This window comes from Actinoplanes auranticolor (assembly GCF_018332655.1).
GTDB lineage: Bacteria > Actinomycetota > Actinomycetes > Mycobacteriales > Micromonosporaceae > Actinoplanes > Actinoplanes auranticolor.
The window spans coordinates 123,691-150,136 of record NZ_BOQL01000006.1 but is presented as its reverse complement, the minus strand read 5'-3'; the positions used below and the strand labels follow the sequence as shown (position 1 = coordinate 150,136).

Below are 26,446 nucleotides of genomic sequence, written 5' to 3'. Positions count from 1 at the left end.
ATGGATCAATCGTCAGCCGTACGGGATGCGGCGGCCCTGCTGGCCGGAGCCCGGCGCGTGGTGATCTTCACCGGGGCCGGGGTCTCGGCCGAGAGCGGCATCCCGACCTTCCGCGACGCCCTCACCGGCCTGTGGCAGCGTTTCGACGCGCAGTCGCTGGCCACCCCGGAGGCCTTCCGCGCCGACCCGGCCCTGGTCTGGGGCTGGTACGAGTGGCGGCGCAGCGCCGTGGGCCGGGCCCGGCCGAACCCGGCCCACGTCGCGGTGGCCGCCGTCGAGGCGCTCCGGCCGGGCACCGTGGTGATCACCCAGAACGTCGACGACCTGCACGAGCGGGCCGGTTCCGCGGCACCGGTGCACCTGCACGGCAGCCTGTTCGCGCCACGGTGCTTCGACTGCGGCCACCCGGCGCCGCTGCCGGCGGGCCCGGCCGATGAGCCCGTGGACGGCCGGCGGCTGGACCCGCCCCGGTGCACCGCGTGCGCGGGCCCGGTCCGGCCCGGGGTGGTGTGGTTCGGCGAGGCGCTGCCGGAGGCGTCCCTGCGCCACGCGGCTGACGCGGCGGCCGCGTGCGACCTGATGCTGACCGTCGGCACGTCGGGGCTGGTGTATCCGGCCGCGGAGATCCCGCACCTCGCGGTCCGTGCCGGGGCCGCCGTCGTGCAGGTCAATCCGGTGCCGACTCCCCTGGACCCGGTCGCCGAGGTCAACCTGCGCGGCCCGGCCGCGCAGCTGCTGCCCCGGCTCCTCGACGCGCTGGGCTGATCCGCGGCGGCTCCCGTGGTCGTACGGCAGCTCGAACCGCCGGGCATCCGGAGTGGGACGGCAGTCCGTGCCGTCCGGCGTGCAGGTGTACGCCCAGCGTGGTCCCTGCGTCGCGATGGTCGTCACGGCGCCCGCCAGCCGGTCGCAGTCCGCCGCAGGGTGAGGTCGCGGCGCCGCCACGGCAGCAGGTTCGCGTGGTGCTCGGCGGCGAACCCGATCACCTCCGTGCCCGGCGGCAGCGCGGCGGCGAGCAGGTTGGCCGCGTCGGTGGTCCCGGACCGCTTTCCGGGCGTCCTCGTACGCCGCCGTGGTCAGCTGCGACTTGTACCCGGCGCACGCTGGAGTACCACGGCGGCAGCGCGTCGACTGCCTCCCGCACGGTGACCGGCAGGGGGGCGCTGGCCGCGTGGTCGAGGTTCACGTAGCGCCGCTCGCCCCCGTCGACGAGCGGAACCTTCAACGCCTCCCCGACCAGCGCCGGCCGTTGCCGCTCCTCACCCATCTCGGCCCCGGCCCGCGTGCACCGCGGCCACGGTGAGCTGGCCCGGTCTGCGCCGGCGTACGAAGGCTCCGGTGGCCCGGGCCAGCAGATACTCATAGAGGGCGGCGCCGAGGTTGGCACCGGTCAGGAAGACCAGGGCCTCGTGCGAGGTGATCGAGTCCGTGAGCACCGCGGCGCCGAAGGCACCGAGGTAGTACGGCACCTCCTTGGCCAGCTCGGTGCCGACGTACCCGGTCGCGGCGGCCACCCGGTGCGCGCGCACGCCGGCCCGCCGTCGCCGGGCCAGCTCGTACGCCGCCTTGGACAGGATGTTGGTGCTCGTGCCCGTCGTGGTCAGCAGCGCCCAGTTGGCCCGGACGTTGGCGTGCAGGCCCCCGCCCCAGGCGGCGTAACTGAGCAGCAGCAGAGCCACCAGTCCCGGCGTACCGACCGGGGTGAGCAGGTCCGAGGCCACCGCGGCCGCGCCGACGACGGCGGCGAACGCGTCCAGCGCGTACATCGATGCCACGGTCGCCCCGAGACTGACGACCCAGCTGAGCAGCCCCGCGCGTGCCATGGACGTCCCTCCCGCCGCGGGTGCCGGCCGCACCCCTTCACCGGAGCGCGGCCGGACCCGAGCAGATACCAAGATCGTCACAGCCGGCCGGACCGCTCGGCCTCGACCAGCACGCGGCGCAGCAGTTTGCCGGCCGGTGAGCGCGGCACCGACTCGGTGAGCCGGACCGCGCGCAGCCGCTTGTACGGGGCGACCCGCTCGGCCACGTAGGCCAGCAGCTCGTCCGCGGTCGCGGGACTGCGCAGCACCACGTGCGCGACCGGCACCTCGCCCGCGTCCGGGTCCGGCCGCGCCACCACGGCCGCGTCGGCGACGGCCGGGTGGGTCAGCAGCAGGTGCTCCAGCTCGGCCGGCGCCACCTGGTAGCCCTTGTACTTGATGAGTTCCTTGAGCCGGTCGACCACGTACAGGTAGCCGTCCTGGTCGAAGTAGCAGAGGTCGCCGGTGTGCAGCCAGCCGTCCGCGTCGATGGTCCGGGCGGTCGCCGCCGGGTCACCGCGGTAGCCGCGCATCAGCTGCGGGCCGCGCACCCACAGCTCGCCGGTGCGGCCGGCGGCCAGGTCCGCGTGGCTGTCCGGGTCCACGATGCGCGCCTCGGTGCCCGGCACCAGCCGGCCGGCCGAGCCCCGGCGGGGCGCGTCGAGCGGACCACCGGAGACGAAGGCCGTCGCCTCGGTCATGCCGAAGCCCTGCGCGACGGCGCAGCCGAGGCGCTCCGCGCACCGCTGTTCCGGGTCGGCGCCCAGCGGTGCCGCACCGACGCCGACCGCCCGCAACGAGGAGAGGTCGAAGCTGTCGACCAGCGGGTGGTACGCCAGCGCGAGCACGATCGGCGGCACCACGATGGTCAGCGTCGCCCGGTGCTGCTGGATCACCCGCAGGAAGGCCTCCAGGTCGAACCGGGCCAGGGTGACGACGGTGGCCCCGGCGGCCAGGCTGCCCGGCAGCACCAGGTTGAGCCCGAGCGCGTGGAAGAACGGCGCCACGGCGACCACCACGTCCCCCTCCTCGATGCTCAGGGCCATCTGGCCCTGCCGGACGTTGGTGGCCACCGCGGAGTGCGTCAGCTCCACTGGTTTGGGCAGGCCGGAGGTGCCGCTGGAGAACGGCAGGGCGGCCAGGTCGCGGTCCGGGTCGATCGGCACCCGCACCGGCGGGTACGGGTGGCCGGCCAGCTCGCTGAACGGGGTGGCACCGGGGGCCGTACCGAGGACGAACACCTCCTCGACCCCGGCTGCGGCCGCCGCGGCGACCGCCTGCCCGGCCAGCGCCGGTGCCGTGACGAGCAGCCGGGCTCCCGCGGCGGACAGGTGGGCGGTCAGTTCCCCGACGGTGAGGGCCGGGCTGGCGCCGGAGACCACTCCACCGGCGGCCATCGTCCCGTACGCGATCACGGCGTACTCGGGCACGTTGGGCAGATGGACGGCGAGCACGTCGCCGGGTGCGAAGCCCCGGGCGACCAGTCCGGCCGCCACCCGGTCGACACCGTCGGCGAGGTCGCGATAGGTCAGCGTCCGGCCGTCGGCCCCGTCGATCAGGGCGGGCTTGTCGCCGAGCCGGGCGGCGTGGCGCAGGACCAACGCGGGCACGGTGCTGCCGCCGGTCTCCCCATCGGGCAGGACACTGCGGATCGAGCTGGAAAGAGTCATGACCCGGACCGTAGGAAGCGATCGTGTGCGGTCCGTTTCCCGACCGTTGGCGCGGCGTGGTTCGCGGTAATGTGCCTGCTGACGACGGCGGTGGGGATGGCGCACGAGGAGCTGCGGGTCCGGGTGCTCGGCGCGGCCGAGCTGACCGTGGGTGGACGTCCACTCGCGGAGCTGGCGTCCGTCAAGGCGGCGGCCCTGGTCTTCTACCTCGCGGTGACCGGCGCTCCGCACTCCCGCTCCGCGCTCGCCGGGCTGCTCTGGAGCGAGCTGCCCGAGCCGACCGCGCGGGCCAATCTGCGGCTGGTGCTGACCAAGCTGCGCCGGGTCCTGCCCGGGCACCTGGTGGCGACCCGGCAGACGGTGGCCCTGGATCCCGGCGAGCCGGTCTGGGTGGACGCCGCCGAGGTCGCCCGGGCGGCCACCGCGGAGCACGATGACGCCGGCCTGCCGGCCGCGGTCCGGCTCTGCCGGGGCGAGTTCCTCGACGGTTTCACCGTGCCCGGCGCCCCGGTCTTCGACGAGTGGCTGACCGGGCGCCGCGCCGCCGCCCGGGCCGACATGCTGGCGGTGCTGGACCGCGCACTGCGGTGTGCCCGCGACCAGCGCGACACCGCCACCGGCATCGAGGTCGCCCGGCGCATGCTGGAGCTGGACCAGCTCACCGAGGAGGCGCACCGCGCGCTGATGTGGTTCCTGGCCGCCGCCGGCCGGCGCAGCGCCGCCCTGGCCCAGTACGAGACCTGCCGCTATCTGCTGCGCGACGAGCTGGGGGTGGCCCCCTCGCCGACCACCTCGGCCCTGCGCGACGAGATCGCCGCGGCGGCCGGCTTCACCGAGCTGCCCGGGCCCGCGCCCGCGCCGGTGCCGGAGCTGCCGCGCCCGCTGACGACGCTGATCGGGCGCACCGCCGAGCTGAACCGGCTGCACGAGCTGCTCGACGACCCGGCGTGCCGGCTGGTCACCCTGGTCGGCCCGGGCGGCATCGGCAAGACCCGGCTGGCGGTGGAGACCGCGGCCGCCCGGCGCGAGCGCCACCGGGACGGCACGGTGTTCGTGTCCTTCGTGGGCACGGACGACACCGCCGACGTCGTCGTGGGTGGACTGGCCCGGGCCCTGGGGCTGGCCGGCACGGTGCCCCGCGACCCGCTGGAGGTGCTGGCCGAGCACCTGGCCGAGCGGGACATGCTGCTCGTGCTCGACAACCTCGAGCACCTGACCGGCGCCGCGGCGACGATCGCCGAGCTGCTGCGCCGCTCGCCCGCGACGCAGATCCTGGCCACCTCCCGCCGCCGGCTCGCCCTCGGAGCGGAATGGCTGGTCGAGGTGGCCGGCCTGCCGTGCCCGCCTCCGGGAGCGGGGGCCCGCGCCGCCGAGTACGAGGCGGTGCAGCTGTTCGACGAACGGGCCCGGCTGCTGCGGCCCGGCTATGCGACCGGCTCCGGCGACGAGGACGTGGCGCGGCTGTGCCGGCTGGTGGCCGGCGTCCCGCTGGCCATCGAGCTGGCCGCCCGGTGGGTGCGCGGCGCCGGGCCGCAGGCCATCGCCGACCGGCTGGCGGCCGGCCCGGACCTGTTGCGGACCACGTCCGCCGACGTCGAGCCCCGGCACCGGAGCCTGCGCACGGTCATCGACTGGTCCTGCGAGCTGCTCACCGACGAGGAGCGCGGCGTGCTGCGCCGGCTGTCGGTGCTGCGCGGCGGCTTCGACCTGGCGGCGGCCGCCGCGGTCGCGGACGCCGACCTGCCGCTGCTCACCGCCCTGGTCGACCACTCCCTGGTCACGGTGGGCCCGGACGGTCGCTACAGCATGCACGAGCTGCTCCGGCAGTACGCGGCCGAGCTGCTCGCCGCCGATCCGGCGGAGGAGTCCCGGACGCGGCGCCGCCACGCCGGGCATTTCGCCGCCCTGGTGCCCGCACCGGCCGAGGCGGCGGCCGACGCGGAGAACCTGCGCGCGGCCACGGACTGGCTGCTCGCCCACGCCGATCCGGTCACCCTGGACGAGCACCTGCGGCAGCTCTGGCAGCTGCACCGGCGGACGGGGGCGTTCCGCGAGGCCCGGACCTGCTTCGGTACGGCACTCCGGCGCGACGACATCACCCCGTTGCACCGGGCCCGCTGGCAGCGCCTGCTCGGCGAGGCCCACCAGCAGCTCGGCGCCGAGCACGCGGCCCGGCACCACCTGGAGCAGGCGCTGAGCCTGCTCGGCCGGCCGGTCCCGGTGTCGGCCGCCGGCCGGCTGCGGGTGCTGGCCGGGCAGGCGCTGCGCCGATTCGCGGGTGGCCGTCGCCCGCAACGCCGCGACGACCTGCGGGAGATCGCACACGAGCGGGCCGCGGCCGGCTTCACCATCATCGAGGTCTACTGGGTGCTGCAGGCGCGCGAGATGGTCCTGCCGACCTCGCTGCGGGCCCTCGACGACGCCGAGGGCGCCGGTGATCTCGACCTGGCCGTGCGCTGCCGGGCCGGGCTGGGCATGGTGCTGGGCACGCTGGGCCGGCACGGGACGGCCCGGCGTCAGCTGGACGCGGTCACCGCGGCCGTCGAGCGGACCGCCGATCCGGTGACCATCTCCTGGGTCGGCATCGTGGGCGGCCTGTACTGGCTCGGGGCCGGCGACTGGGCGGCGGTCGAGACGGTCACCGGCCGGGTGCGGGAGCTGGGCCGGCGTACCCCGATGCACCGGTGGAGCGACGAGGCCCTATTGATCGCCGGGGTCGCGCACTACATGGCGGCCCGCTACGAGCAGTCGGCCGCCCTGGGCGCCGAGGCGATGGCCGGCGGCCGGGACCGCCGGGACCCGGTCGTGGAGAAGTGGGGGCTGCTCGTCCTCATCGAGACCGCCCTGCGCACCGACCCGGCGGATCCGGCCCTGCCCGGATGGCTGGCGCGGGCCGAGCGGCTGCTGCCGGAGGCGCCCGGCGTCGACACCGGCCGGCTGCACGTGGCCCGGGCCCGGGCGGCCCTCGCCGCCGGCGACCGGACCGGCGCCTGGCGCTCGATACGCACGGCGGACCAGCTGGTCGGCCCGCAGCCGTCCCTCGAGCAGTACGCACTGGAGGCGCACGCCGGCACCGCCGAGGTGTGCCTGGCCCTGCTCGACCCCGGCCCGGAGCCCGCCCCCGCCGAGCTGCGCGCGACCGCAGCGGTCGCCGTCCGCCGGTTGCGCCGCTACGCCGCCCGGTTCCCGATGGCCCGGCCGCGGGCCCTGCTCTGCGCCGGCCGGCTGGCCCGGCTGAACGGCCACCCCGGCCGCGCGCTGCGGGCCTGGGCGCGGGCGGCGCGGCTGGCCGAGGAGCTGCGGATGCCGTACGAGCTGGCCCGCGCCCACGAAGAGCTCGGTCGTCACCTGCCCGCGGGAGAGCGGTCGGCGCTGGGCCTCGACCGGACCGCCCACCTGGCCGCGGCCACCGCGGGTGATCGGGCCACCGGCGGCCGCTCGACGCTCTGACCTGCGTGGCAGCATTCCGGCTTACCCGGCGACGACGCCATGGTTTCTGAGAGCATGAACCGATATAGACCATCGGTCCGGTAACTGGTGGTTTCCGGCTGGCTGGAGGGACGGCCATGGCAGGTGGGGCGTTGTGGGCACGACGCTGGCTCCGCAGCACGGACACCATGCTCGGCCAGATCCGCACCCTGTTCCTGGGCATTCTGCTGGTCTGGCCGCTGTTCGGCCTGTGGGGTCTCAGCGGTCACCGGTCCGCGCTGGCCGTCCCGGCTGTGGTGGGCGCGCTGGTCGTCGTGGGGTGGCTCTACGCCGGGTACCGCCGGCAACGCTTCCCCGCCTGGAGCTGGATCTTCGAGGGCGCCTGCGTCTGCCTGGTGGCCGCGGGCTCAAACTTCGGCATCACCGTCGGCCTGTGCATCGTCTGGGTCAACTTCCGGTCGCTCTACGGCCGCCTGCGGGAGAAGATCCTCGCGGTCCTGGTGATCTGCGCGATCATGAGCATCGGCGTCGTGCAGTTCGACATCCCGGCCGGCGTCGCGATCCCGCTGTTCTGCACCGCGCTGATCTCGCTCGGCGTCAACCACGTCCTGGCCCGCGGCAGCAGCGCCCGGGACCGGTCGGCCGACCGGGAGGGCACCCTGGCGTCGGCCGGGGGCGGGCTGGTCGCCTCCACCACCCGCGGCGAGGCGATGGACGTGACCCTGGGCGCCGCGCTCAGCATGGACCGGGCCGCGAGCGCCGCGCTCATCTTCACGGTCACCGGCCCGAGGCTGCACGTCATCGCCGCCGCCGGGCACGTGGGCAGCGAGGCCGCCGGCTGGGTCACCGAGCTGGCGATGCTGCCCGCGCAGACCCGGGCGGCGCTGCGGCCGGGCGGCTACGCGATGGTCTGCGACGAGGCCGCCGCCGAGGTCACCGAGGTCCTCCGGCTCCCCCCGCACGCGGTGGTCATGCTGGCACCGATGGCCGCGCACGGCGACGTCTTCGGCATGCTGGTGCTGGCGCTCGACCGGCGGCCGACCGACGACCTGTCGGCCTCGATGACGACCCTGGCGGACGAGGCGGCACTCACCCTCGACCAGCTGCTGAGCCGGTCGCGGCTGAGCATCGTGGTGGAGCACTCCGCCGACGCGCTCATCCTGGCCGGCGAGGCGGGCCAGATCCGCTTCGTGAACCCGGCGGCGGAGATGATGCTCGCCTGCCCGGGCGAGGAGCTCGTGGGCAGCGACATCTGGTCCCTGGTGCACGAGAGCGACGTGGCCGCCCTGCGGGACGTCGCGTCGTCGTTCGAACGGCCGGCGGCCACGCCCTGCCGGATCCGCGGCCGGGCCAGCGCCGACTGGACCGACGTGGAGGCCCTGATCGAGTACGTGAGCGAGCACGACGGCTCCCGCAGCATCGTCTTCACCGCCCGCGACGTCTCCGAGCGGCACCGCCTCGAGCTGGAGCTGCGGCACGCGCAGAAGCTGGAGTCGGTCGGCCGGCTCGCCGCCGGCATCGCCCACGAGATCAACACGCCGATCCAGTTCGTCGGGGACAACGTGCGTTTCCTGGACACCGCCTTCACCGACCTGGACCGGCTGCTCGGGGCGTACCGGGAGCTGGTGGCGACCGCGCAGGCCCAGGGTGACATCGAGACCGCGCTGCGCGAACTGGACGCGGTGGCGACCGAGGTCGACATCGAGTTCGTGATGGAGGAGGTGCCGGTGGCCATCTCGCAGACGCTGGAGGGCATCAACCGGGTGGCCCACATCGTGCGCGCGATGAAGGCCTTCGGCCACCCCGGCACCGAGGAGAAGAGCCGGGCCGACCTCAACGAGGCGATCAGGAACACCATCGTGGTGGCCAACAACGAGATCAAGTACACCGCCGACGTCGAGACCGACCTCGGGGACCTGCCGCTGGTGCACTGCCACCTGGGCGACATCAACCAGGTCGTGCTGAACCTGGTGGTCAACGCCGCCCACGCGATCGGCGCGGCCGACCGCGGCCGCGGCACGATCCGGATCAGCACCAGGCTGGACGACGGGTACGCGGTCATCGAGGTCGCCGACACCGGCACGGGGGTGCCTCCGGAGATCGCGGACAAGCTGTTCGACCCGTTCTTCACCACCAAGGAGGTGGGCACCGGCACGGGCCAGGGACTCGCGCTGGTCCGTACCCTGGTGGCCGACCGGCACGGCGGGACGATCGACTTCACCAGCGCGGTCGGGGCCGGCACGGTCTTCACCGTACGGCTGCCGGTCGCCGGCCTCGACGAGCCGCAGCCGGCCGGCCAGCTCGCGGAGGCCTCGCGATGACCGAGGTCAACGCGGTGGCCCCGCGACCGCACATCCTGTTCGTCGACGACGAGCCCCGGATCCTCGGCGGCCTGCGCCGGATGCTGCGCACCCACCGGGACCGCTGGGACATGTCCTTCGCCGAGGGGGGCGAGGCCGCCCTGGCCGCGCTGCGGGACCGGCCGTGCGACGTGATCGTCTCCGACTACCGGATGCCCGGGATGAACGGCGCGCAGCTGCTGGAACGCGTACGCCTGGAGTATCCCGGCACGGCCCGGGTGATCCTGTCCGGGCAGACCAACGAGGACAACCTGCTCAGCATCATGGTGCTGGCCCACGAGTTCCTGACCAAGCCGAGCTCACCCGAGCAGCTGGTGGCCACGGTGGAACGGCTGATCGACGTGCGGGCCCCCACCGGTACGGGCGCACGGCCGGACCGGGCCGACGTGCAGTCGCTGCCGAGCCCGCCGCACACCCTCGTCGAGCTCATCGAGGCCCTGGATTCCGACGAGGCGTCGGCGTACTCCATCGGCACCGTCATCGAGCGGGATCCCGCCGCCACCGCCAAGGTGCTTCAGCTGGTCAACTCGTCGGCGTACACGGTGGGCCGCAAGATCAGCGACGTGGGCCAGGCGACGGCGCTGCTGGGCGTGCCGACGGTGCGCGGCCTGGTGCTGATGCACGACCTGATCCGCACGTTCGACGTCAGCGGCGGGCTGCCGGTGGAGTGGCTGGAGGCGCTGACGCTGCACTCGGTGGAGACATCGCGGCTGTGCCGGATGTTCGCCGACGGCACCGACTGGGAGAGCAACGCCTTCACCGCGGGCCTGCTGCACGAGGTCGGGCAGCTGGTGCTCGCCTCCATGCGTCCGCGGGAGTTCGCCGAGTCCCTGGAGTCCTGGCGCGCCGCGGACCCGGCCGACGCCGCCTTCCTGTGCGTGACCGAGTCGTCGGTCATCGGCTTCTCGCACATCGACGCCGGGGCCGACCTGCTGCGTTTCTGGGGACTGCCGGATCCGGTGATCGAGGCGGTCGCCGGCCATGCCGTGACGGTGCCGCCGGGCGCGGTCTCCGACGCGTCCACCGCCGTGGCGCTGGCCCACGTGGTGGTCGAGGCGGAGCTGGGACCGGTGTGCGGACCGCTCGGCCCGACCCCGCTGGACGATGATCAGCTCGCCGGCCGGGACCTCGAGGTGATCACCCGATGGCGACGGGAGCAGGCTCGGCAGCGGCGCTGACCCCGGATTCGTCCAGGACCATCAGCGGCTCGGCGACGCCGTCCTCGAGGGCGGCGAAGTTGCGCAGCCGGGTGATGAGACCGACGGTGACCTCCTGACCGGCGTTGACCAGCAGGACGTCCGACCGGTTGCGGACCGCGGCGGCCAGCACCATGCCGGCCTGCAGGTCGGCCAGCATCACCCCGCGGATGGTCTCGGCGGCCGCCGCGGCGGTGGACGAGAAGGCCTCCAGCAGGGCGGGATCGTAGAGGCGCGACCGGGTCCGCAGGGTCGCCAGCGCGACCGTCGGTGACATCCCCTGCAGCAGCAGCGCGTCGTGGTCCTGGACCAGCCGCAGCAGCCGGCCGCCGAACGGGATCCGGTCGCCGGTGACACCGTCCGCCGGCGTGCCCGATCCGTCGAACCCCTTGCGGGAGTAGTGGATGCAATCGGCCACCGGGGCCATCCGGGGAATGGGCGAGATGAGCTGTTCGGCGACGGCCGGCAGCTCGTCCACCATCTGCTGCTCCGCGAGGGCCAGCTCAGCGCCGGTGTCCAGTTTGGCGGCCACGGTGGGCGGCAGCGCGACGATGCCCAGCTGCGCCATCTCGACGGCCAGCTCGGCGGCCCACCGGTCCTCGACCTCCACGCGGTCGAGGATCGCGGAGGCGACCCGGCGCATCCGGGCGGCGCGGCCGAACGCGGCCGGGCTGGCCAGCGACAGCACGTCGGACAGCGCCTTGACGCTGCCCTGCAGGGTGCGTTCCAGCAGCTCGCGTTCGGACACGACGAGCTTGTGCTGGGTCACGCAGTCACGCAGGGCGGCGGTCATGGTGTCGGTGTCGACCGGCTTGAGCAGCATCCGGAAGACCCGGCCCTGGTTCACGGTGATCGCCGCGTCGGCCAGGCTGGTGTGCCCGGTGAGCAGCATGCGGGTGCTGGTCGGGGCCGCCTTGGCCGCCGCGGCCAGGAACTCGGCCCCGTTGATGCCCGGCATCAGGAAGTCGGACACGATCACCGCGAACGGGTCGTCCGGCTTCAGGGCGAACAGGCCGTTCGCGGCGCCGACGGCCGTCTCGACCGTGAAGTCGCGGCGCAGCTGCCGGCGGAGGCCGTCGAGGAGGTTCGGCTCGTCGTCGACCAGCAGGATCCGGGGTCGTTCGACCGGCGTCGTCATGCGAGCTCCTCGCGTTCGTCCGAATTACCCCAATATATCGATTAGGGCACTACCGGGCGGGCGGTTCGGCGTTCGCGCGGTTCAGCGAGAGGGTGAACACCGAGCCGCTGTTGAGGGTGGAGACCACCGTGACGTCCCCGCCCATCGCCCGGGCCAGCCGGCGGGCGATGAACAGGCCCAGGCCCGTGCCGCTGGTACTCATCGTCATCGGGTCCTCGACCCGGTGGAACTTGTCGAACACCTTGGCCAGCTGGTCGGCGGGGATGCCGCGGCCACGGTCGCGGACGTCGACGTGCACCCGGGTCCCGTCCAGCCGCATACCCACCGTCACCTCGGTGTCCTCGGCGGAGTACTTGAGGCCGTTGCCGATCAGGTTGGCGAGCACCTGCAGCGCCCGGCCGTCGTCGCAGTGCGCGGGCACCGGGCCCGGCGGCAGGTCCAGCACGACGCGCTGGGAGCCCAGGTCGCGGGCCGCCTGGGTGGCCAGCGCGTCCAGGTCGTGGGTCCCCTCCGACACCTGCAGCGAGACGTCGTCCGGGTTGTCGCCGAACCGCGAGGCCAGCAGCAGGTCCTCCACCAGGCGCGACAGGTGCCCGGCGCGGTCGCCGATGAGATTCAGCGCGTCCAGGCGCTTCTGCGGGGTCATCCGCTCGCCGCGCGACCGCAGCAGATCGACGTAACCGATGATCGGCGTCAGGGGCGTGCGCAGCTCGTGGGAGACCATGGCGATGAAGTCGGACTTGAGCCGCTCGGTGCGGTACTCGCGGGTCAGGTCACTGATCACCACCACGTCGCGGACCAGCAGCCCGGCGGTGAAGACGGCCGAGTGCGCGAGCCGCAGGCGGCGCTGGTCGCCGTCGCGGCGGCGGGCGGTCAGCTCCGCCACGGTCTTCGGCTGCTCCACCGAGACCGGCATGAGCAGCCGGCGTTCCTCCTCGACCGGCACGTCCAGCACCTCGGCGAGCGGCCGGCCGGTCGCCTCGGCGGCGTCGACGCCGGTGATGTCGGCCAGCGCCCGGCTCCACACCTGGACCGTGCCGTCGCCGTCGATCACCATGATGCCCTCGGCGGACTGCTCCACGACCGCCTGCAGCTTGCTGGTCTCGTCGACCAGCCGGTCCAGGTGCTCAGCGCCACGCATGGCCACGGCCAGCGCGCTGGCCAGGGAGGCCAGCAGGGTGACGTCACCGGTGGTCATCCAGCCGCGGCTGCGGTCGCGGGTGGCGAAGGCGGCCGTACCGAAACGGCGCCCGCCGCCCTGCACCGGCACGACCACCATGCGGCGCAGACCGCCGGGCAGACCCTCGGCCAGATGCACCGGGCCGTCGATCCGGCCGAGGGCGGCGAGGTGCCGCGGTATCGGCCCGTGCCGCAACGAGGTGGGATCCGTGCCCTCCACCGACAGGGCCGCGTCATCGTTCTCCAGCACCACGACGGCCAGGTCGGCGCCGAACGCCTCCCGCACCAGGACCAGGAACTGGCGCACCACGTCCTCGCGTTCGGCCAGCGCGTGGGACAGCTGGAGCAGGCACTTGGACCGGGCGTGCTCGTCGGCCTCCCGCGCCGCCGCCCGGTACGCGTAGGTGACGGCGAGAGCGGGCATCGCCATGAACGGCAGCAGCAACGGCGAGTGCAACGCGATCTCGGTGGTGGTCAGCCCGGTCACCATCGTGCCGACCGCCATGTACGCCGACAGCCGCGCCTCCGAGCGCACGATCCGCCACGGCGAGACCTTGTTGATCACGCCCAGGATCTGCGCCAGGCAGAGCAGGTTCACGCCGGTGAAGGCCAGAGTGCCCACCACCACGCCGACCAGGACGCCCGCCGTCAGCTCGCCGGGTGAGCCACCGAGCAGGTGCACGATCAGGATCAGTACGGCGGTGGCAGCGGTGTACGTGCCGAGGTTGAAGACGGCCTTGACCACCGGTCGCCGTTGCAGCGCACTGGCCAGCACCAGTCCGGCCGCGGCGGCGATGAGGGCGTCGCGGGGCGGCAGGAGCAGCACGTCGATGATGAGCGCCGCCTCGTAGAGGCTGAGCTCCTCGACGGCCTCGCCGTGCCGCAGCCGCACCACGGTCATCTCGGCGAGGCAGCTGAGCACGGTCAGCCCGGGCAGCAGCGCCGCGGTCGGCACCCCGAGCCCGTGCAGCACACTGCCGTGCCCGGCGAGGCCGAACGCGACGATGCCGGCCAGGGCGGCGCCCACCAGGACGACCCCCACGACCCGGCGCTGGATCGGATCACGCAGTTGAGCGCGCAGGGCGCCGACCGCCCGGGGCATCCCCGGACGGTCGGCGTCGACCTGCGCTGAACTCACGGGTTGGGCATCCAGGCCCACGCCCGAGCACTCCAGCGGTCCGCCGCCCAGGCCCGCGCGGCCCAGTCGTCGGCGGCCCAGGCGCGGGCGGCCCACTCCTCACCAGCCCAGGCCCGCGCGGCCCAGTCGTCGGACGCCCAGGCCCGCGCGGCCCAGGCCCGGGCCGCCCAGGCCCGCGCCACCCATTCGGCGTCGGCCCAGGCCCGGGCCGTGAAGTCCGAGCCGGCCCAGGCCCGCGCCGCCCAGGCCCGCGCGGCCGGGTCCAGCTGCGCCCAGGCGCGGGCCGCCCAGTCGCGGGAGGCCGGAGTCAGCTTCTTCCACGCCTTGTCGGCGGCCTGCCGGTTTCCGTCGACCAGCGCCTTGGAGAAGTCGGCCCAGCGCTTGGCGTCGCGCCCGACCGTGGCGGTGTCGGCGTCGTACTGCTGCTGCGCCTTGCCCGCGTTCCAGCGGGGCGCGGCGGCGAGCACCCGGGCGGCGTCCAGGCCGCCGGCGCCGCCACCGGACGCGCGGCTCAGCCCGGCACTCGAGTAGGCGGTGCTCACGAGCAGGTTCTTGATCGCGTCGGGCCGCAGCTTGGGCTGCACGGCCAGCGTGTCCGCGACGACCCCGGAGGTGACCGCGGCGGCCATCGACGTACCGGAGCCGCGGAAGTAACCGTCACCGACGCGGGCCTGCGGGCTGCCCCGGTCGACCACGCTGCCCGGCGAGCGCAGGCTCACCACGTGGCCACCGGCCGCCACCAGGTCCGGCTTGGCGTCGCCCTGCCAGGTCGGTCCCCGGCCGGACCAGGCGCCGACCACGTCGTCGGCGCGACCGGCCGTGCCGGCGGCGTCCAGCCCACCGGTGGTGAGCAGCAGCGGGTCGTTGCCGGGCGAGGTCACCGAGCCGGTGTCCGGCCCGTCGTTGCCCGACGGCACGACGACCGTGACGCCCTGGTGCCACAGCGACTCGAGGGCCTGGGTCAGCGGGTCGATCTGGTACGGCAGCGGGCTGTTCGAGGAGAGCGACAGGTTGACCACCTGCACGTCGCGGCGGTGGTCACTGACCCACTGCAGGCCCCGCAGCACGGTGGTGAGGTCGGTACGCCCGTCCGCGTCGGCCACCTTGACGTCGATGAGCTTCGCGCCCGGCGCCACCCCGCGGTACCGGCCGTCCGACGCCTCGCCCGTGGCGGCGATCAGGCCGGCCATGAACGTGCCGTGGCCGTAGCCGTCACCGGCGCCGGTGCCGGTCAGGTCGACCCGGCCGGCCAGCTGCCCGGCGAGGTCGGGAACGTCGGCGATGCCCGTGTCCACCACGGCCACCGTGACGCCGCGGCCCTCGTCACCGTCCGCCGGCAGGCCGACCATCTGGCGTACGGTCGCGGTACCCGTGGTCTGGTCCGGTGTCTGCGCGTCGGCGACGGTGATCTCCCGTTGGGGTGCCACCGACCACGCCGGGTCCAGGGTGCGGCCCGGCGGCAGTTGCGCCGCGACGCCGCGGACGACGGGCAGCAGGGTCACGACCCGGCCACCGGCCGCCCGGACCGCGCGGGCCGCGCCCTCGGCATCCGTACCGGTGACGACGACGTCGTGCCATGGCGCCGGGGTGGCCCGCGCGGCGGACGGCGCCGGAAGACTGACAACGGCGAGGGCGGTGGCAACGATGGCCGCGACGCGGCGGCGGTTCGCGGCGGCGGCGCCGACTAATACCGCCAGGCTGGTGATTTTCACGGCCTGCGATCTCCTTCTCACTCTAGGTAACTATATGACGCCGTCAGCAGCTAGGGCCGCCTCCGTCCGTGGCTGGAACATCGGCCACCGCGGCGTCATCTTGAGCAAGACTTCTCAGGAATCGGTAGCGTTCACCTGCCCGGCCAGCACGCCGTCGATCACGTCGAGCACCGCGTCCGCTGTGAACGGCTTGGCCAGGTAGTAGTCGACGCCGCAGGCCCAGGCCCGGGCATTGGCGTCGGACTCGGCCGCCGCGGTCAGCATGAGCACCGGCACCGGCTCGCCGGGCTGGTCCCGGATGGTGCTGAGCACCCCGAAGCCGTCCAGGCCCGGCATCATCACGTCCAGGATCACGAAGTCCGGAGCGGCTGCCTCCACCGCGCGGACGGCGGCGAGCCCGTCCACGGCAACGCTCACCTCGTACCCGTCCATCTCCAGAACGTCGGTGAGCAGTTGGCGGATCGCCGGGTCGTCGTCGACCACCAGGATGCGTGCCATGGGTTCCTTCTTCCCGCCTCAGTGTCTGCCGTTGCTGTGCCACAACCCGGCCTGGCGCGACGCCTCGTCGGCGGCGCGGCGCCAGTCCACCGCCTGGGCCTTCAACTGGGGGTGGGAGAGCAGCTGAGCCAGCTCCTCCTCATGCCGGCCGGCGGCCGGGCACGCGGACTCGGTGCCCTGGATCAGCAGATGGGCCGTCCGCACCGCCGCGGCCACGCCCAGCCCGGAGAGGTCCGGTGACTGCTCCGCGTCACGCTGGGCGACCGCGGTGACGATCGGCGGCGGCAGCCCCCACAGGTGCAGCAGCTCCACGCCGACGTCGCGGAACGGGACCCCGTCGCGGGTCTCCGCGCCCAGGTCGACCCCGGACCCCTCCTTGTCCCCCACCGCCGCCAGGCAGACCAGCCGCCCGACGTCCTGCAGCAGTGCCGCGGCCTGCGCGTGCGGCCGGTTCGCCGGCGAGGCCACGAAGTCCACCAGGCAGGCGGTGGCCACCGCGTGCCGCCAGGCGGTGCGCAGATGATCCTCGATCACCGGATCCCAGGCGGAGGTCGGGCGCAGCACGTGTCCCGCGCCGGCCACCGCCTGCACCATCGGCACCCCCATCGCGTTGACGATCGACTCGACCGAGGAATTGCGCGGGCGCGAGCCGAAGAAGCGTGAGTTCGACAGCTGCAGCAGCTTGGCGGTCAGCCCGACGTCGTGCATGGCCATCTGCACCGCGTACGACAGGTTGGCGTCCGGGGCGAGCAGGCCGATGATCCCGTCGGTGTGCTCGGGCAACGTCGGGATGGCCCGGACCCCGCCGGCGATCCGCCGCGCCTCGCTCTGGTGGGCGGCGGACGTCCTGATCAGCAGCTGCTCGATCACGGCGATGAGGGTGTCGGCGTCGGACGGCTTGGTGAGGAAGCGGTGCCCGGCCACGGCCACCTGGATCGCCGCCTCCGGCTCGATGTGCCCGGACAGCACCACCCGGGCCACCTCGGGATGCCGGCGGCTGACGTTGGTCAGCAGCTCGGCGCCGTCCATCCCGGGCATCCGCATGTCCGAGACCACGACGTCGTACGGCTGCTGAGCGAGCAGCTCGAGGGCCTCGGCGCCGTCGGACACGAAGGCCATCTCCCACTCGCCACGCTTGCCCCGCAGCGAGCGGCGGAGCCCGTCGAGGATGCGCGGTTCGTCGTCGACGAACAGGGCGCGTGCCTTGCTCATGCGGTCTCCGGCCGGCCCGCGACGGGCAGGCGCAGGGTGAACTCGGTCCCCTCGCCGACCACGGAACGCACCTCGATGCTGCCGCCGTGCTTCTCCAGCACCGCGCGCGCCAGCGCCAGCCCCTGCCCCGTACCCTTGCCGACCTCCTTGGTGGTGAAGAACGGCTCGAAGATCGACTGCTGGATGTCGGCCGGGATGCCGGTGCCGTTGTCGGCGAAGCTGATCACCGCCGTCGGGCCCTCCACCCGGGAGGTGATCCGGATCTCCCCCCGCTCGGCCTTGTCCTTGAGCGCGTCGGCCGCGTTGACCAGCAGGTTGAGGAAGACCTGGTTGAGATCGCCCAGGTGGCACAGCACGTCGGGCAGCTCACCGAGGTCCAGCACGACGTCGGCGACGTACTTGACCTCGTTGCGGGCCACCGTGAGGGTGGTCCGCAGGGCCTCGTTGAGGTCGGCGTACGACTGCTCGGTGGAGTCCTTGTAGCTGAACGACTTCATCGCCCGGACCAGGGAGGCCACCCGCTCGACGCCCTCGAGGCTCTGGCTGACCGCGGCCGGGATCTCGGTGGCGAGGTACTCCACGTCGGCCTTGGCCTCGGCCCGCTGGGCGCGCTCGGTGCGCTCGCTCCACTGCAGCTCCCCCAGTGCGGGCGTCATGCACTCCCGGTACACCAGCAGCAGATCCAGCATGTCCTGGTACGCGTCGGCCAGGAACCGGGTGTTGTCCCCGACGAACTGGATCGGCGTGTTGATCTCGTGGGCCAGCCCGGCGGAGAGCCGGCCCAGCGACTCCAGCTTCTGGTCGTGCCGCGCCTCCAGCTCCGCGCGCCGGACCTCGGTCATGTCCCGGAAGGTGACCACCGCGCCCGGCAGCCCGCCGCCGGTCTCCAGCGGCGCGACCGAACACGCGACACCGAACGTGGTGCCGTCGCGGCGCACGAAGGTCTCGTCGACCGTCTGCGCGGACTGACCGGCCGTGCGGATGCGGCGCAGCGGGCACTCGCTCTCCGGCTGCGGCGTCCCGTTCCACGGCACCGCGTGCACCGTGTCGTGCACGGACAGGCCGAGCAGGTCCTTCTCGGCCCAGCCGAGCATCTCCGAGGCGGCCCGGTTCATCGAGGTCAGCTTGCCGTCGCCGTCGACCGTGTAGAGCCCCTCGGCCATGTCGTCCATGATCACCGAGCGGAACGCCTGGGCCTGCTCCCGTTCCGTGACGTCGACCAGCACCAGCCCGACGCCCATCATCCGGTCCTCGACCCGTACCGGGTAACAGCCGGCGAGCCACGACCGGGGACCCTCGGCCTCACCCTGGGACGGGGCCGTGACCACCGTGCCGACGATCGCCGTCTCCGTCTGCCACGCCCGGTGGTAGTTCGCCGCGATCTGCGGCCACACGCCCGGCAGCACCTCGTCGACCGGCCGCCCGAGCTGCTCGCCGCGCGCCACGCTGCCCATGGCGGCCAGCGTCTCGTTGACGCGGATCAGCCGGGAGTCGCTGTCCACGAAGCCGAAACCGGCCGGCGCGGCCGCCTCCAGGGTCTCCAGCAAGGAGAGGGTCTCCGTGACACGGCGCCGGGCGCCGGCCAGCTCGTCCCGCAGCGCCGCCCGCTCCTCGACGTCCGTGCCCGTCGCGATCCACCAGCCGGGCCGGGCGTCCACGGGGGTGAACCGCACGCCGTGCCGGCCGAACGAGCCGTCCACCCGCTTGAGCCGGCACTCCAGCTCGTACGGCCCGGCCCCGGCCACCCGGGCGGCTGACTCCACGGCCGCGAGGTCCTCCGGATGCACCAGGAAGCTCCACGGCTCACCCGGGCTCCCGGGGCCGCGGTTGGCGTACTCGATCTCGCCCGCCCCGGCGAGCACCCACACGGTGTGCGGCAGCGCCGCGGCCAGCACGGTGGCGTCGATCCCGGGCGGCAGCGAACCGGCCGGGGCCACCTGTGGCGCTCGACGTCCAGACACGTTTTGCCCTTCTCAGCGACCGGGGCGATGTGCACCCTCCTTGCTGCCCATCGGCCGCACCCGTCCCGATCTGAGCGCCACGCCCGCCGCGATCTCAGGCGACCCGGCTGTGCCACTGCTGGTTGGTGCCCGTTCCGCAGGCGTACTGGATGAGCCGTACCCCGTCGGCGGTGCCGCCGCTGATGACGTCCAGGCACCGGCCGCTGTGCCGGGCCACGAGCCGGAAGTAGCCGCCGCCGGCGTCCTGCACCTGCCACTGCTGATGGGTGCCGGTTCCGCAGGTGTACTGCACGACCCGGGCGTTGTCGGCGGTCGACGCGTCGGCCACGTCGAGACACTTGCCGCTGTGCCGGGCCGCCAGCTGCACGTAGCCGTTGCCCAGGTCGCGGCGGTTCCACTGCTGGTTCAGGCCGGTGCCGCAGGTGTACTGGATCGCCTCGGCTAGGTCGGCGGCCGAGCCCCCGACCACGTCGACGCACTTGCCGGAGTGCCGGGCGACCACGGTGATCCAGGAGCCCGGCGGCCCGCTCACCGTGCCGGCGGCCGTGTCGATGACCAGCGACGGGAAGTAGTCCATGGCCAGGGTGGTGGCGCTCGGGAAGCGCAGCGGCGCCCAGACGTAGCGGGAGTCGTTCACCGTGCCGCCCAGCGAGTTGCCCCAGCGGTCGCCCAGGTACAGGTACGCGGTCCCGGAGGTGCCCGCGACCGGCAGGACGTACGCGGTCTGCGAGCCGTACGCCGTCGCGTCACCCGCGTCGGCCCAGGCGCTCCACGGGCCGGTGATGCTGGTGGCCGACGAGTACTTCTGCTGGTTGGGGTTCCAGCCGGTGGCCCCGGAGGTGAGCATGAAGTACACGCCGTTGCGCTTGAACAGCGCCGGCGCCTCCCGCACGTCACCGGGCCAGCTGCGGACCAGCGCCGCGACGCCGGTGTAGTCGCCGGTCAGCCGGTAGACGTTGAGGTCGCGGTTCTCGTTGGCCGAGGACACCATGTAGCCGGTGCCGTCGTCGTCGACGAACGTGGTGATGTCCCGCGACATGTGGGTGCCCAGCGGCCGGAAGCTGCCCCGGTAGGTGTAGGCGCCGTCCACAGTGCTGGACACGGCGACCGCGGCCCGCGCCTGGGCGTAGTCCGTCGCGGTCTCCTTGTGCATCCACATGACGAACTGCCGGGTGCCCGCGTTGTACATCACCTTGGGCCGTTCGATGTTGGCACTGGCCAGCTCGGCGGCCGACGACCGGGTGAGCACGTGGTTGCGGAACTCCCAGGTCTTCAGGTCCGTCGACCGGTACGCCGAGACGTACCGGAAGGTGTTGTCGGCGTTGCGGTTCTCGCCGAACCAGTAGTAGTAGGCGCCGACCTTGAGCACCCCGCCGCCGTGCGCGTGCACCACGGCCCCGGAGGTGTCGGTGAACTGGGTGGCGTTGGTGATCGTCACCGGCGCCGCGAGCACCGGCACGCCGGTGAGGGCGAGGACCGTGGCGGTCCCGGCGAGAACGACGAGGAGGGCCCGCGCCCAGCGTCCGAACGGCATGACGGCCTGCTTCCATCGGTGACAATCTATGTGAGCGTTAACACAGATTGCCCGCAGGTTTCCGTCGTGTCAACGCCGGCCGGGTCAGCGGCGCATGCCCACCCCGACGAGAAAAGCCCGGGCCGCTTCGGCTGCCGGGTGCAGGATTGACGCGTGCACCCACCGCCCGGCGGCGGCGACCGCGCGCCACACCGGCACGACGGTCCACCGCCAGCACCAGGCGATCGCCAGCCCGGCCGGCCGCAGCACCCAGCGGTAGAGCCGGCGCAGCAGCCAGCCGGCCCCGCGCCACCCGGCGTCCAGGACCGCGGCGATGCCCCGGCCCAGTCCGGCCAGCACCCACCACGCCCCCCGCCACACCGGCGCGGTCACGGTCCAGAGCCAGACGACCGGCACGACGAGCAGGTAGTGCAGCACCAGCGCGAAGGGCAGCAGCAGCTGCCGCCGGTGCCGCCACAGCCACTGCGCCGGAACGACGATCAACCACCGCGCCAGCCACTCCAGCGCCGGCCGCAGTGCCCGCTGCCACAGCCAGCCCGCCGGGACGGCGACCAGGTAGCGCCACAGGAAGGCGGCGGGCACCGCGACCAGGTAGCGCCACAGGAACGCGGCCGGCACCGCCACCGCGTAGTGCCACAGCCGGGCCAGAGGCCGGCCGACGTAGCGGGCCAGGAACCGGCCGGTCAGCCGGACCAGCTCCCACAGCAGCCGGAACGGCAGGACGAAGACCACGGCAAGGACCCGGATCGGCCAGTGGATCCAGGCGGGGGGTGGCTGCTCGGACATGGCCGCCCACGGTAGCCGACCTGCGCGAACGCGGTCCTAGCGGCCGGCCACCCGCTTCACGAGCCGGTACGCCAGTACGCCGCCCAGCACCCACGGCGCCCCGACGATGATCGGGTCGATCCACTGGTGCCTGACGTCGGCGCGCTTGCGGCCGAACCGCGACGCGACGCCGTGGTGGCTGAACTCGCTCAGCACCCCGGTCTCGGTGATCGGATTGTCCGGGTGCAGGCTCGCGAACGAGCGCAGCGTGCTCTCCACGGTGTCCACCCGGTCGGCGGCCAGCAGGAGCAGCCAGTGTGCGGCCCGGCCCTCGCTGTACTCCTTGTAGGCGTATCGGCGGATCACCCCGGACAGGCCCTTGGGCGGGCACGACGTGCCGAAGACCGGGGTGAGGAACTTGTGCTCGATCGAGCGTTCCCGCGGGAACTTCTCGGGCTGGCGTTCCGGGAACTCCCAGTGCGCGCCGCTGAAGGTCGGATCGAACTGCTCCCTGGGCACCGACGGACGGTCCTTGGGGTCCAGATCCACACCCCAGCCCGGGATCCGGGCGCGAAGCTGGTCGCTCGACTCGGCCAGCTTCGGCTTTTCCGGTGTGTAGGGCATTGCTGCCTCCTGGGGCTCAGACGGGGTTCGGGATGATGATCGGCTTGATGCAGTTGTCGAGCTTCGCCGAGAAGATGTGGTAGCCCTCGGCGATGTGCTCCAGCGGGATCCGGTGCGTGACGATGTCACTGGGCTTGAGGTAGCCGTTCTTCACGTGCTCGAACAGCCGGGGCCACTGCCGCTTCACCGGGCACTGGTTCATCCGCAGGGTGAGCCCCTTGTTCATGGCGTCACCGAATTTGATCGCGCTGAACATCGGCCCGTAGGCCCCCATCACCGAGATGGTCCCGCCCTTGCGCACCGAGTCGATCGCCCAGTTCAGCGCGATCGGGGAACCGCCCTGCAGCTTGAGCTTGGTGGTCGTCACGTGCTGCAGGAAGTTGCCGTCCGCCTCCGCGCCCACGGCGTCGATCGCCACGTCGGCGCCCAGGTGGTCGGTGATCTTCTTCATGTGCACGATGATGTCGTCGTACTCGGTGAAGTTGTACGTCTCGGCGTGCGCGAAGGTCCGCGCCTTCTCCAGCCGGTACTCCAGGTGGTCGATGACGATCACCCGGCCGGCGCCCATCAGCCACGCCGACTTGGCCGCGATCAGCCCCACCGGGCCGGCCCCGAAGACCACCACCACGTCACCCTCGACGATGTCACCCAGCTGGGCGCCGAAGTAGCCGGTGGCGGTGGCGTCGGTCAGCAGCACCGCGTCGTCCTCGTCCATCCAGTCCGGGATGAGGCTCGGCCCGACGTCGGCGAAGGGCACGCGCACGAACTCCGACTGGCCACCGTCGTAGCCGCCGGTGGTGTGCGAGTAGCCGTAGATCCCGCCGACCGCGGTGGCGTTGGGGTTCACGTTGTGGCAGTTGGCGTACAGGCCGCGGGCGCAGAAGAAGCACGTGCCGCAGAAGACGTTGAAGGGGACCATGACCCGGTCCCCGGGCTTGAGGTTGCGCACCGAGGAGCCCACCTCGTCGACGACGCCGATGAACTCGTGCCCGAAGGTCGAACCGACCCGGGTGTCGGGCATCATCCCGTGGTAGAGGTGCAGGTCGGAGCCGCAGATCGCGGCCCGGGTGACCCGCACGATCGCATCGTTGGGATGCTCGATCACCGGGCGGTCCTTCTCCTCGACCCTGACCCGGTATGGACCGCGATAGACCATTGCTCGCATCTTGTACCTCCCGGGCCACGGCTACCCGGAGCCTTCGGGGGTAAACGCCCCGCCCCGGAGCGGGCCGCCGACGGGCACCGCCCGGACCGGCCGGCGCGGTATCTTGCATAGACGATTGCCGATAGGACGGAGCGGCGCGATGACCCAGGACGTCCGGGAGGACTACGCCGACCCCGCGTTCCAGGCCGATCCCCACCCGATGTACGCCCAGTGGCGCGCGACCACCCCGGTGCGCCGGGTCCGGCTCCCCAGCGGAGTGACCGCCTGGCTGGTGACCCGGTACGACGACGCCCGGCAGGCCCTCACCGACCCGCGGCTGTCCAAGGCGCTGCCGGTCGGTCAGGCCACCGACAACGCCCTGCCCCCGCCGATCGGCGCCGCCGTGTCCCGGCACATGCTCGCGGCCGATCCGCCGGACCACACCCGGTTGCGCCGCCTGGTCTCGGGGGCCTTCACCGCCCGGCGCATCGAGGCGTTGCGCCCGCGGATCGAGGAGATCACCGACGACCTGCTGGCGGCGATGGCCGGCCGCGACCGGGTCGACCTGATCGACGCCTTCGCCTTCCCGTTGCCGATCCAGGTCATCTGCGAGCTGCTCGGGGTGCCGGCGGCCGACCGGGACTCGTTCCGCACCTGGTCGAACACCATCGTGGCCGGCTCCGCGAACCGCGAGCAGCTGCCCGGCGCGCTGCAGGCGATGGTCACCTACATCCGGCAGCTGATCGCCGAACGGCGCGCGCACCCCGGTGACGACCTGCTGTCCGGCCTGATCGGCGTCCGCGACGAGCAGGACCGGCTCTCCGAGGACGAGCTGTCCTCGATGGTCTTCCTGCTGCTCATCGCCGGCCACGAGACCACGGTCAACCTCATCGGCAACGGCGCCTGGCTGCTGCTCGACCAGCGTGAGCGGTGGGACCGGCTGCGGGCCGAGCCGGCACTGCTGCCGGGCGCGATCGAGGAGTTCCTGCGCTTCGAGGGGCCGGTCGAGACCGCCACCTTCCGCGTGGCCACCGAGGACCTGGAGATCGGCGGCACCACCGTCCAGGCGGGCGATCCGGTGCTGGTGGCGCTGCTCGCGGCCGACCGCGACGACGCGCGGTTCCCGGACCCCGGCGAGCTGCGCCTGGACCGCGCCCAGAATCCGCACCTCGCCTTCGGCCACGGCATCCACTACTGCCTCGGGGCGCCACTGGCCCGGCTGGAGGCCCAGATCGCCTTCGGCAAGCTGCTGGCGCGCTTCCCCGGGCTGCGCCTGGCGGTGCCGGCGCACGAGCTGACCTGGCGCCCCGGCGTCCTGATCCGGGGGCTGCAGAGCCTGCCGGTCGTGCCGGGCCCGGCCGCTCCGGCATGATCCGCGGGTGCGAAGTCTGACGGTGCTCTGCTTCACCACCCGCCGGGGTGGGCGGTTCAGTCCCGGGTCAGGCGGGGCAACAGCGTCAGCGACTCGGCCCGCAGGGTGTCCAGGGCATCCGGGGCGCCGGACAGGTGACGCAGCAGCGCGTGCTGGAAGAGGCCGTCGAACATCGCGTACGCCGTGGCCGGGGCGACGGTGAGCGCCCGGCCGCTGAGCTCGGCGTACCCGGTCACCACCCGCCAGATCATCCGCTGCAGGCTGTCGTCGATCTCCAGCACGTCGGCGCGGAACGCCGGCTCGAACATCGACTGCGAGCGCATGTCGTACCAGAGCCGGTGCAGGGTGGCGTCCTCGCCGGCAGTGCGCGCCAGCCCCGCGGCGAAGCCCTCGGCCAGCGCGTCCGCGGTGTCCGAGGCGGCCAGGATCTCGTCGTAGCGCTGCACGCAGATCGCCTTGTAGTGCTTGACGCAGTGGATGATCAGATCCACCTTGTCGGCGAAGTAGTAGTGCAGGACGCCGTGCGAGAAGTCCGTGTTCTGGGCGATCTCGCGCAGGCTGGTGCGCGCGTACCCGAGCTCGGCCAGCGTCTGCAGGGCCGCCGCGGCCAGCTGGTCGCGCCGCTGGGCGAACTTGTCGACCTGGCGCCGCGAGACCCGGTCCGCCTTGGCGGGCCCGGGCGGGACCGGCACATCGGCCGTGCGGTCCACGTTCAGCGCATTGGTCACCTGCCCATCCTCCCTGCCCGGGGCCGCTCGTGCGAGCCGTTGACCACGGACGATACGCCAGCATCGAAATCTTGGACAGGTGTCCAAGGAATTCTTGACACCTGTCCAGATTCTTTCGTACGTTGTGACCTGCATCACGAGCCGCGGTGCACAGCGACGTGACCACAAGCGGAGGCAGGCATGACCTCAATCGATCTGAGCGGTAAGCGGGCGCTCGTGACCGGCGGGGCCCGGGGCTTCGGGGCAGCCATCGCCCAGTCCCTGGCCGAGGCCGGTGCGGCGGTCATGATCGGCGACGTCCTGGAGGACCTCGGGCGCGAGACCGCCGAGCTGATCGCCAAGACCGGCGCGACGGCGGCGTTCACCCGGCTGGACATCACCGACGAGGCGTCCTGGGAGGCGGCGGCCGCCACGACGGTGGCCGGGTTCGGCGGCTTCGACATCCTGGTCAACAACGCCGGCGTCGAGGTCACCGCACTGCTGGCCGACTTCGACCCGGCCGAGCTGTCCCGGATGCTCGAGGTCAACGTGGTCGGCACGGCCCTGGGCATCAAGCACGCCTTCCGCAGCATGCGCCCCGGCGGAGCGGCCGGCCGCGGCGGCTCGATCGTCAACGTCTCGTCGGTCGCGGCGACCATCGCCTTCCCCGGCATCGCCGGCTACTCCGCCTCCAAGTCGGCCGTCGACCGGCTGACCCGGGTGGCGGCCATGGAGTCCGGCAAGCTCGGTTACGGCGTACGGGTGAACTGCATCTATCCCGGTCTGGTCCCGACCGAGATGGGCGTGAAGCTGGCCGTCGACGTGACCGCGATCGGACTGTTCGCCAGCACCGACCACGCGATCGCCGCGGTCGTCGACCAGACCCCGATGGGCCGGCTCGGCGAGGCCCGCGAGATGGGCGACGTGGTGGTCTTCCTCGCCTCCGACGCCGCCCGGTTCATCACCGGCGCCGGCGTGCCGGTCGACGGCGGAATGGGGATGTGA

The 26,446-nt window shown here is 73.2% G+C and carries 19 protein-coding genes; 6 read left to right on the top strand and 13 right to left on the bottom strand.

Annotation, left to right across the window (positions count from 1 at the left end; genetic code table 11):
• Entirely contained in the window at nt 1-765 is a 765-nt protein-coding gene (locus Aau02nite_RS03655) for an SIR2 family NAD-dependent protein deacylase (protein WP_212986864.1), read from the top strand.
• A 494-nt stretch (nt 766-1,259) separates the two neighbouring features.
• On the opposite strand, the gene Aau02nite_RS03645 is transcribed toward Aau02nite_RS03655, so the two are convergent.
• Nucleotides 1,260-1,823, bottom strand: a complete 564-nt coding sequence (locus Aau02nite_RS03645) for a hypothetical protein (RefSeq protein ID WP_212986863.1) — start codon at nt 1,821-1,823, stop codon at nt 1,260-1,262.
• Nucleotides 1,824-1,900: 77 nt separating this feature from the next.
• Nucleotides 1,901-3,472 carry an AMP-binding protein gene (locus Aau02nite_RS03640; protein WP_212986862.1) on the bottom strand — a complete coding sequence of 524 codons (1,572 nt, stop codon included), beginning with the start codon at nt 3,470-3,472 and terminating at the stop codon, nt 1,901-1,903.
• Nucleotides 3,473-3,541: 69 nt separating this feature from the next.
• On the opposite strand from Aau02nite_RS03640, the gene Aau02nite_RS47250 reads away from it, so the two are divergent.
• The 3 genes from Aau02nite_RS47250 to Aau02nite_RS03625 all read left to right on the top strand — a co-directional run bounded on the left by Aau02nite_RS47250 (nt 3,542) and on the right by Aau02nite_RS03625 (nt 10,439).
• On the top strand, nt 3,542-6,922 hold the full coding sequence (locus Aau02nite_RS47250; protein ID WP_212986861.1) for an ATP-binding protein: 3,381 nt from the start codon (nt 3,542-3,544) through the stop codon (nt 6,920-6,922).
• A gap of 131 nt (nt 6,923-7,053) precedes the next feature.
• Complete coding sequence (locus Aau02nite_RS03630) at nt 7,054-9,222, top strand: ATP-binding protein (RefSeq protein WP_212986860.1); 2,169 nt, start codon at nt 7,054-7,056, stop codon at nt 9,220-9,222.
• Nucleotides 9,219-10,439 carry a response regulator gene (locus Aau02nite_RS03625; RefSeq protein WP_212986859.1) on the top strand — a complete coding sequence of 407 codons (1,221 nt, stop codon included), beginning with the start codon at nt 9,219-9,221 and terminating at the stop codon, nt 10,437-10,439. The genes Aau02nite_RS03630 and Aau02nite_RS03625 overlap by 4 nt, the downstream gene beginning before the upstream one ends.
• Here Aau02nite_RS03625 and Aau02nite_RS03620 read toward each other — a convergent pair.
• The 10 genes from Aau02nite_RS03620 to Aau02nite_RS03575 form a co-directional block, all read right to left on the bottom strand.
• On the bottom strand, nt 10,399-11,595 hold the full coding sequence (locus tag Aau02nite_RS03620) for an HD domain-containing phosphohydrolase (RefSeq protein WP_212986858.1): 1,197 nt from the start codon (nt 11,593-11,595) through the stop codon (nt 10,399-10,401). The genes Aau02nite_RS03625 and Aau02nite_RS03620 overlap by 41 nt on opposite strands.
• Nucleotides 11,596-11,644: 49 nt before the next feature.
• On the bottom strand, nt 11,645-13,912 hold the full coding sequence (locus Aau02nite_RS03615; RefSeq protein ID WP_212986857.1) for a sensor histidine kinase: 2,268 nt from the start codon (nt 13,910-13,912) through the stop codon (nt 11,645-11,647).
• Nucleotides 13,909-15,624, bottom strand: a complete 1,716-nt coding sequence (locus tag Aau02nite_RS03610) for a S8 family peptidase (protein WP_212986856.1) — start codon at nt 15,622-15,624, stop codon at nt 13,909-13,911. The genes Aau02nite_RS03615 and Aau02nite_RS03610 overlap by 4 nt, the downstream gene beginning before the upstream one ends.
• Before the next feature lie 114 nt (nt 15,625-15,738).
• The gene (locus Aau02nite_RS03605) at nt 15,739-16,122 is read right to left on the bottom strand and encodes a response regulator transcription factor (protein WP_212986855.1); all 384 of its coding nucleotides are present in this window, start codon (nt 16,120-16,122) and stop codon (nt 15,739-15,741) included.
• Between the two features lie 18 nt (nt 16,123-16,140).
• Entirely contained in the window at nt 16,141-17,334 is a 1,194-nt protein-coding gene (locus Aau02nite_RS03600; protein ID WP_212986854.1) for a response regulator, read from the bottom strand.
• Nucleotides 17,331-19,295: a PAS domain-containing sensor histidine kinase gene (locus Aau02nite_RS03595; protein WP_212986853.1), complete on the bottom strand. Its 1,965-nt coding sequence runs from the start codon at nt 19,293-19,295 to the stop codon at nt 17,331-17,333. Before Aau02nite_RS03595 ends, Aau02nite_RS03600 begins: the two co-directional genes overlap by 4 nt.
• Before the next feature lie 94 nt (nt 19,296-19,389).
• On the bottom strand, nt 19,390-20,829 hold the full coding sequence (locus Aau02nite_RS03590; protein ID WP_212986852.1) for an RICIN domain-containing protein: 1,440 nt from the start codon (nt 20,827-20,829) through the stop codon (nt 19,390-19,392).
• 84 nt (nt 20,830-20,913) lie between these two features.
• A complete protein-coding gene (locus Aau02nite_RS03585; RefSeq protein ID WP_212986851.1) occupies nt 20,914-21,615 on the bottom strand; it encodes a hypothetical protein in 702 nt (233 codons plus the stop codon).
• 36 nt (nt 21,616-21,651) lie between these two features.
• Entirely contained in the window at nt 21,652-22,218 is a 567-nt protein-coding gene (locus Aau02nite_RS03580; protein WP_212986850.1) for a hypothetical protein, read from the bottom strand.
• A gap of 16 nt (nt 22,219-22,234) precedes the next feature.
• Nucleotides 22,235-23,374, bottom strand: a complete 1,140-nt coding sequence (locus Aau02nite_RS03575) for a zinc-dependent alcohol dehydrogenase (RefSeq protein ID WP_246594865.1) — start codon at nt 23,372-23,374, stop codon at nt 22,235-22,237.
• A 148-nt stretch (nt 23,375-23,522) separates the two neighbouring features.
• Here Aau02nite_RS03575 and Aau02nite_RS03570 point away from each other — a divergent pair, with 148 nt between their 5' ends.
• Nucleotides 23,523-24,734: a cytochrome P450 family protein gene (locus tag Aau02nite_RS03570; RefSeq protein WP_212986848.1), complete on the top strand. Its 1,212-nt coding sequence runs from the start codon at nt 23,523-23,525 to the stop codon at nt 24,732-24,734.
• Between the two features lie 56 nt (nt 24,735-24,790).
• Here Aau02nite_RS03570 and Aau02nite_RS03565 read toward each other — a convergent pair whose 3' ends face one another.
• Entirely contained in the window at nt 24,791-25,462 is a 672-nt protein-coding gene (locus tag Aau02nite_RS03565; RefSeq protein WP_246594864.1) for a TetR/AcrR family transcriptional regulator, read from the bottom strand.
• A gap of 180 nt (nt 25,463-25,642) precedes the next feature.
• On the opposite strand from Aau02nite_RS03565, the gene Aau02nite_RS03560 reads away from it, so the two are divergent.
• Nucleotides 25,643-26,446 carry an SDR family NAD(P)-dependent oxidoreductase gene (locus Aau02nite_RS03560; RefSeq protein ID WP_212986847.1) on the top strand — a complete coding sequence of 268 codons (804 nt, stop codon included), beginning with the start codon at nt 25,643-25,645 and terminating at the stop codon, nt 26,444-26,446.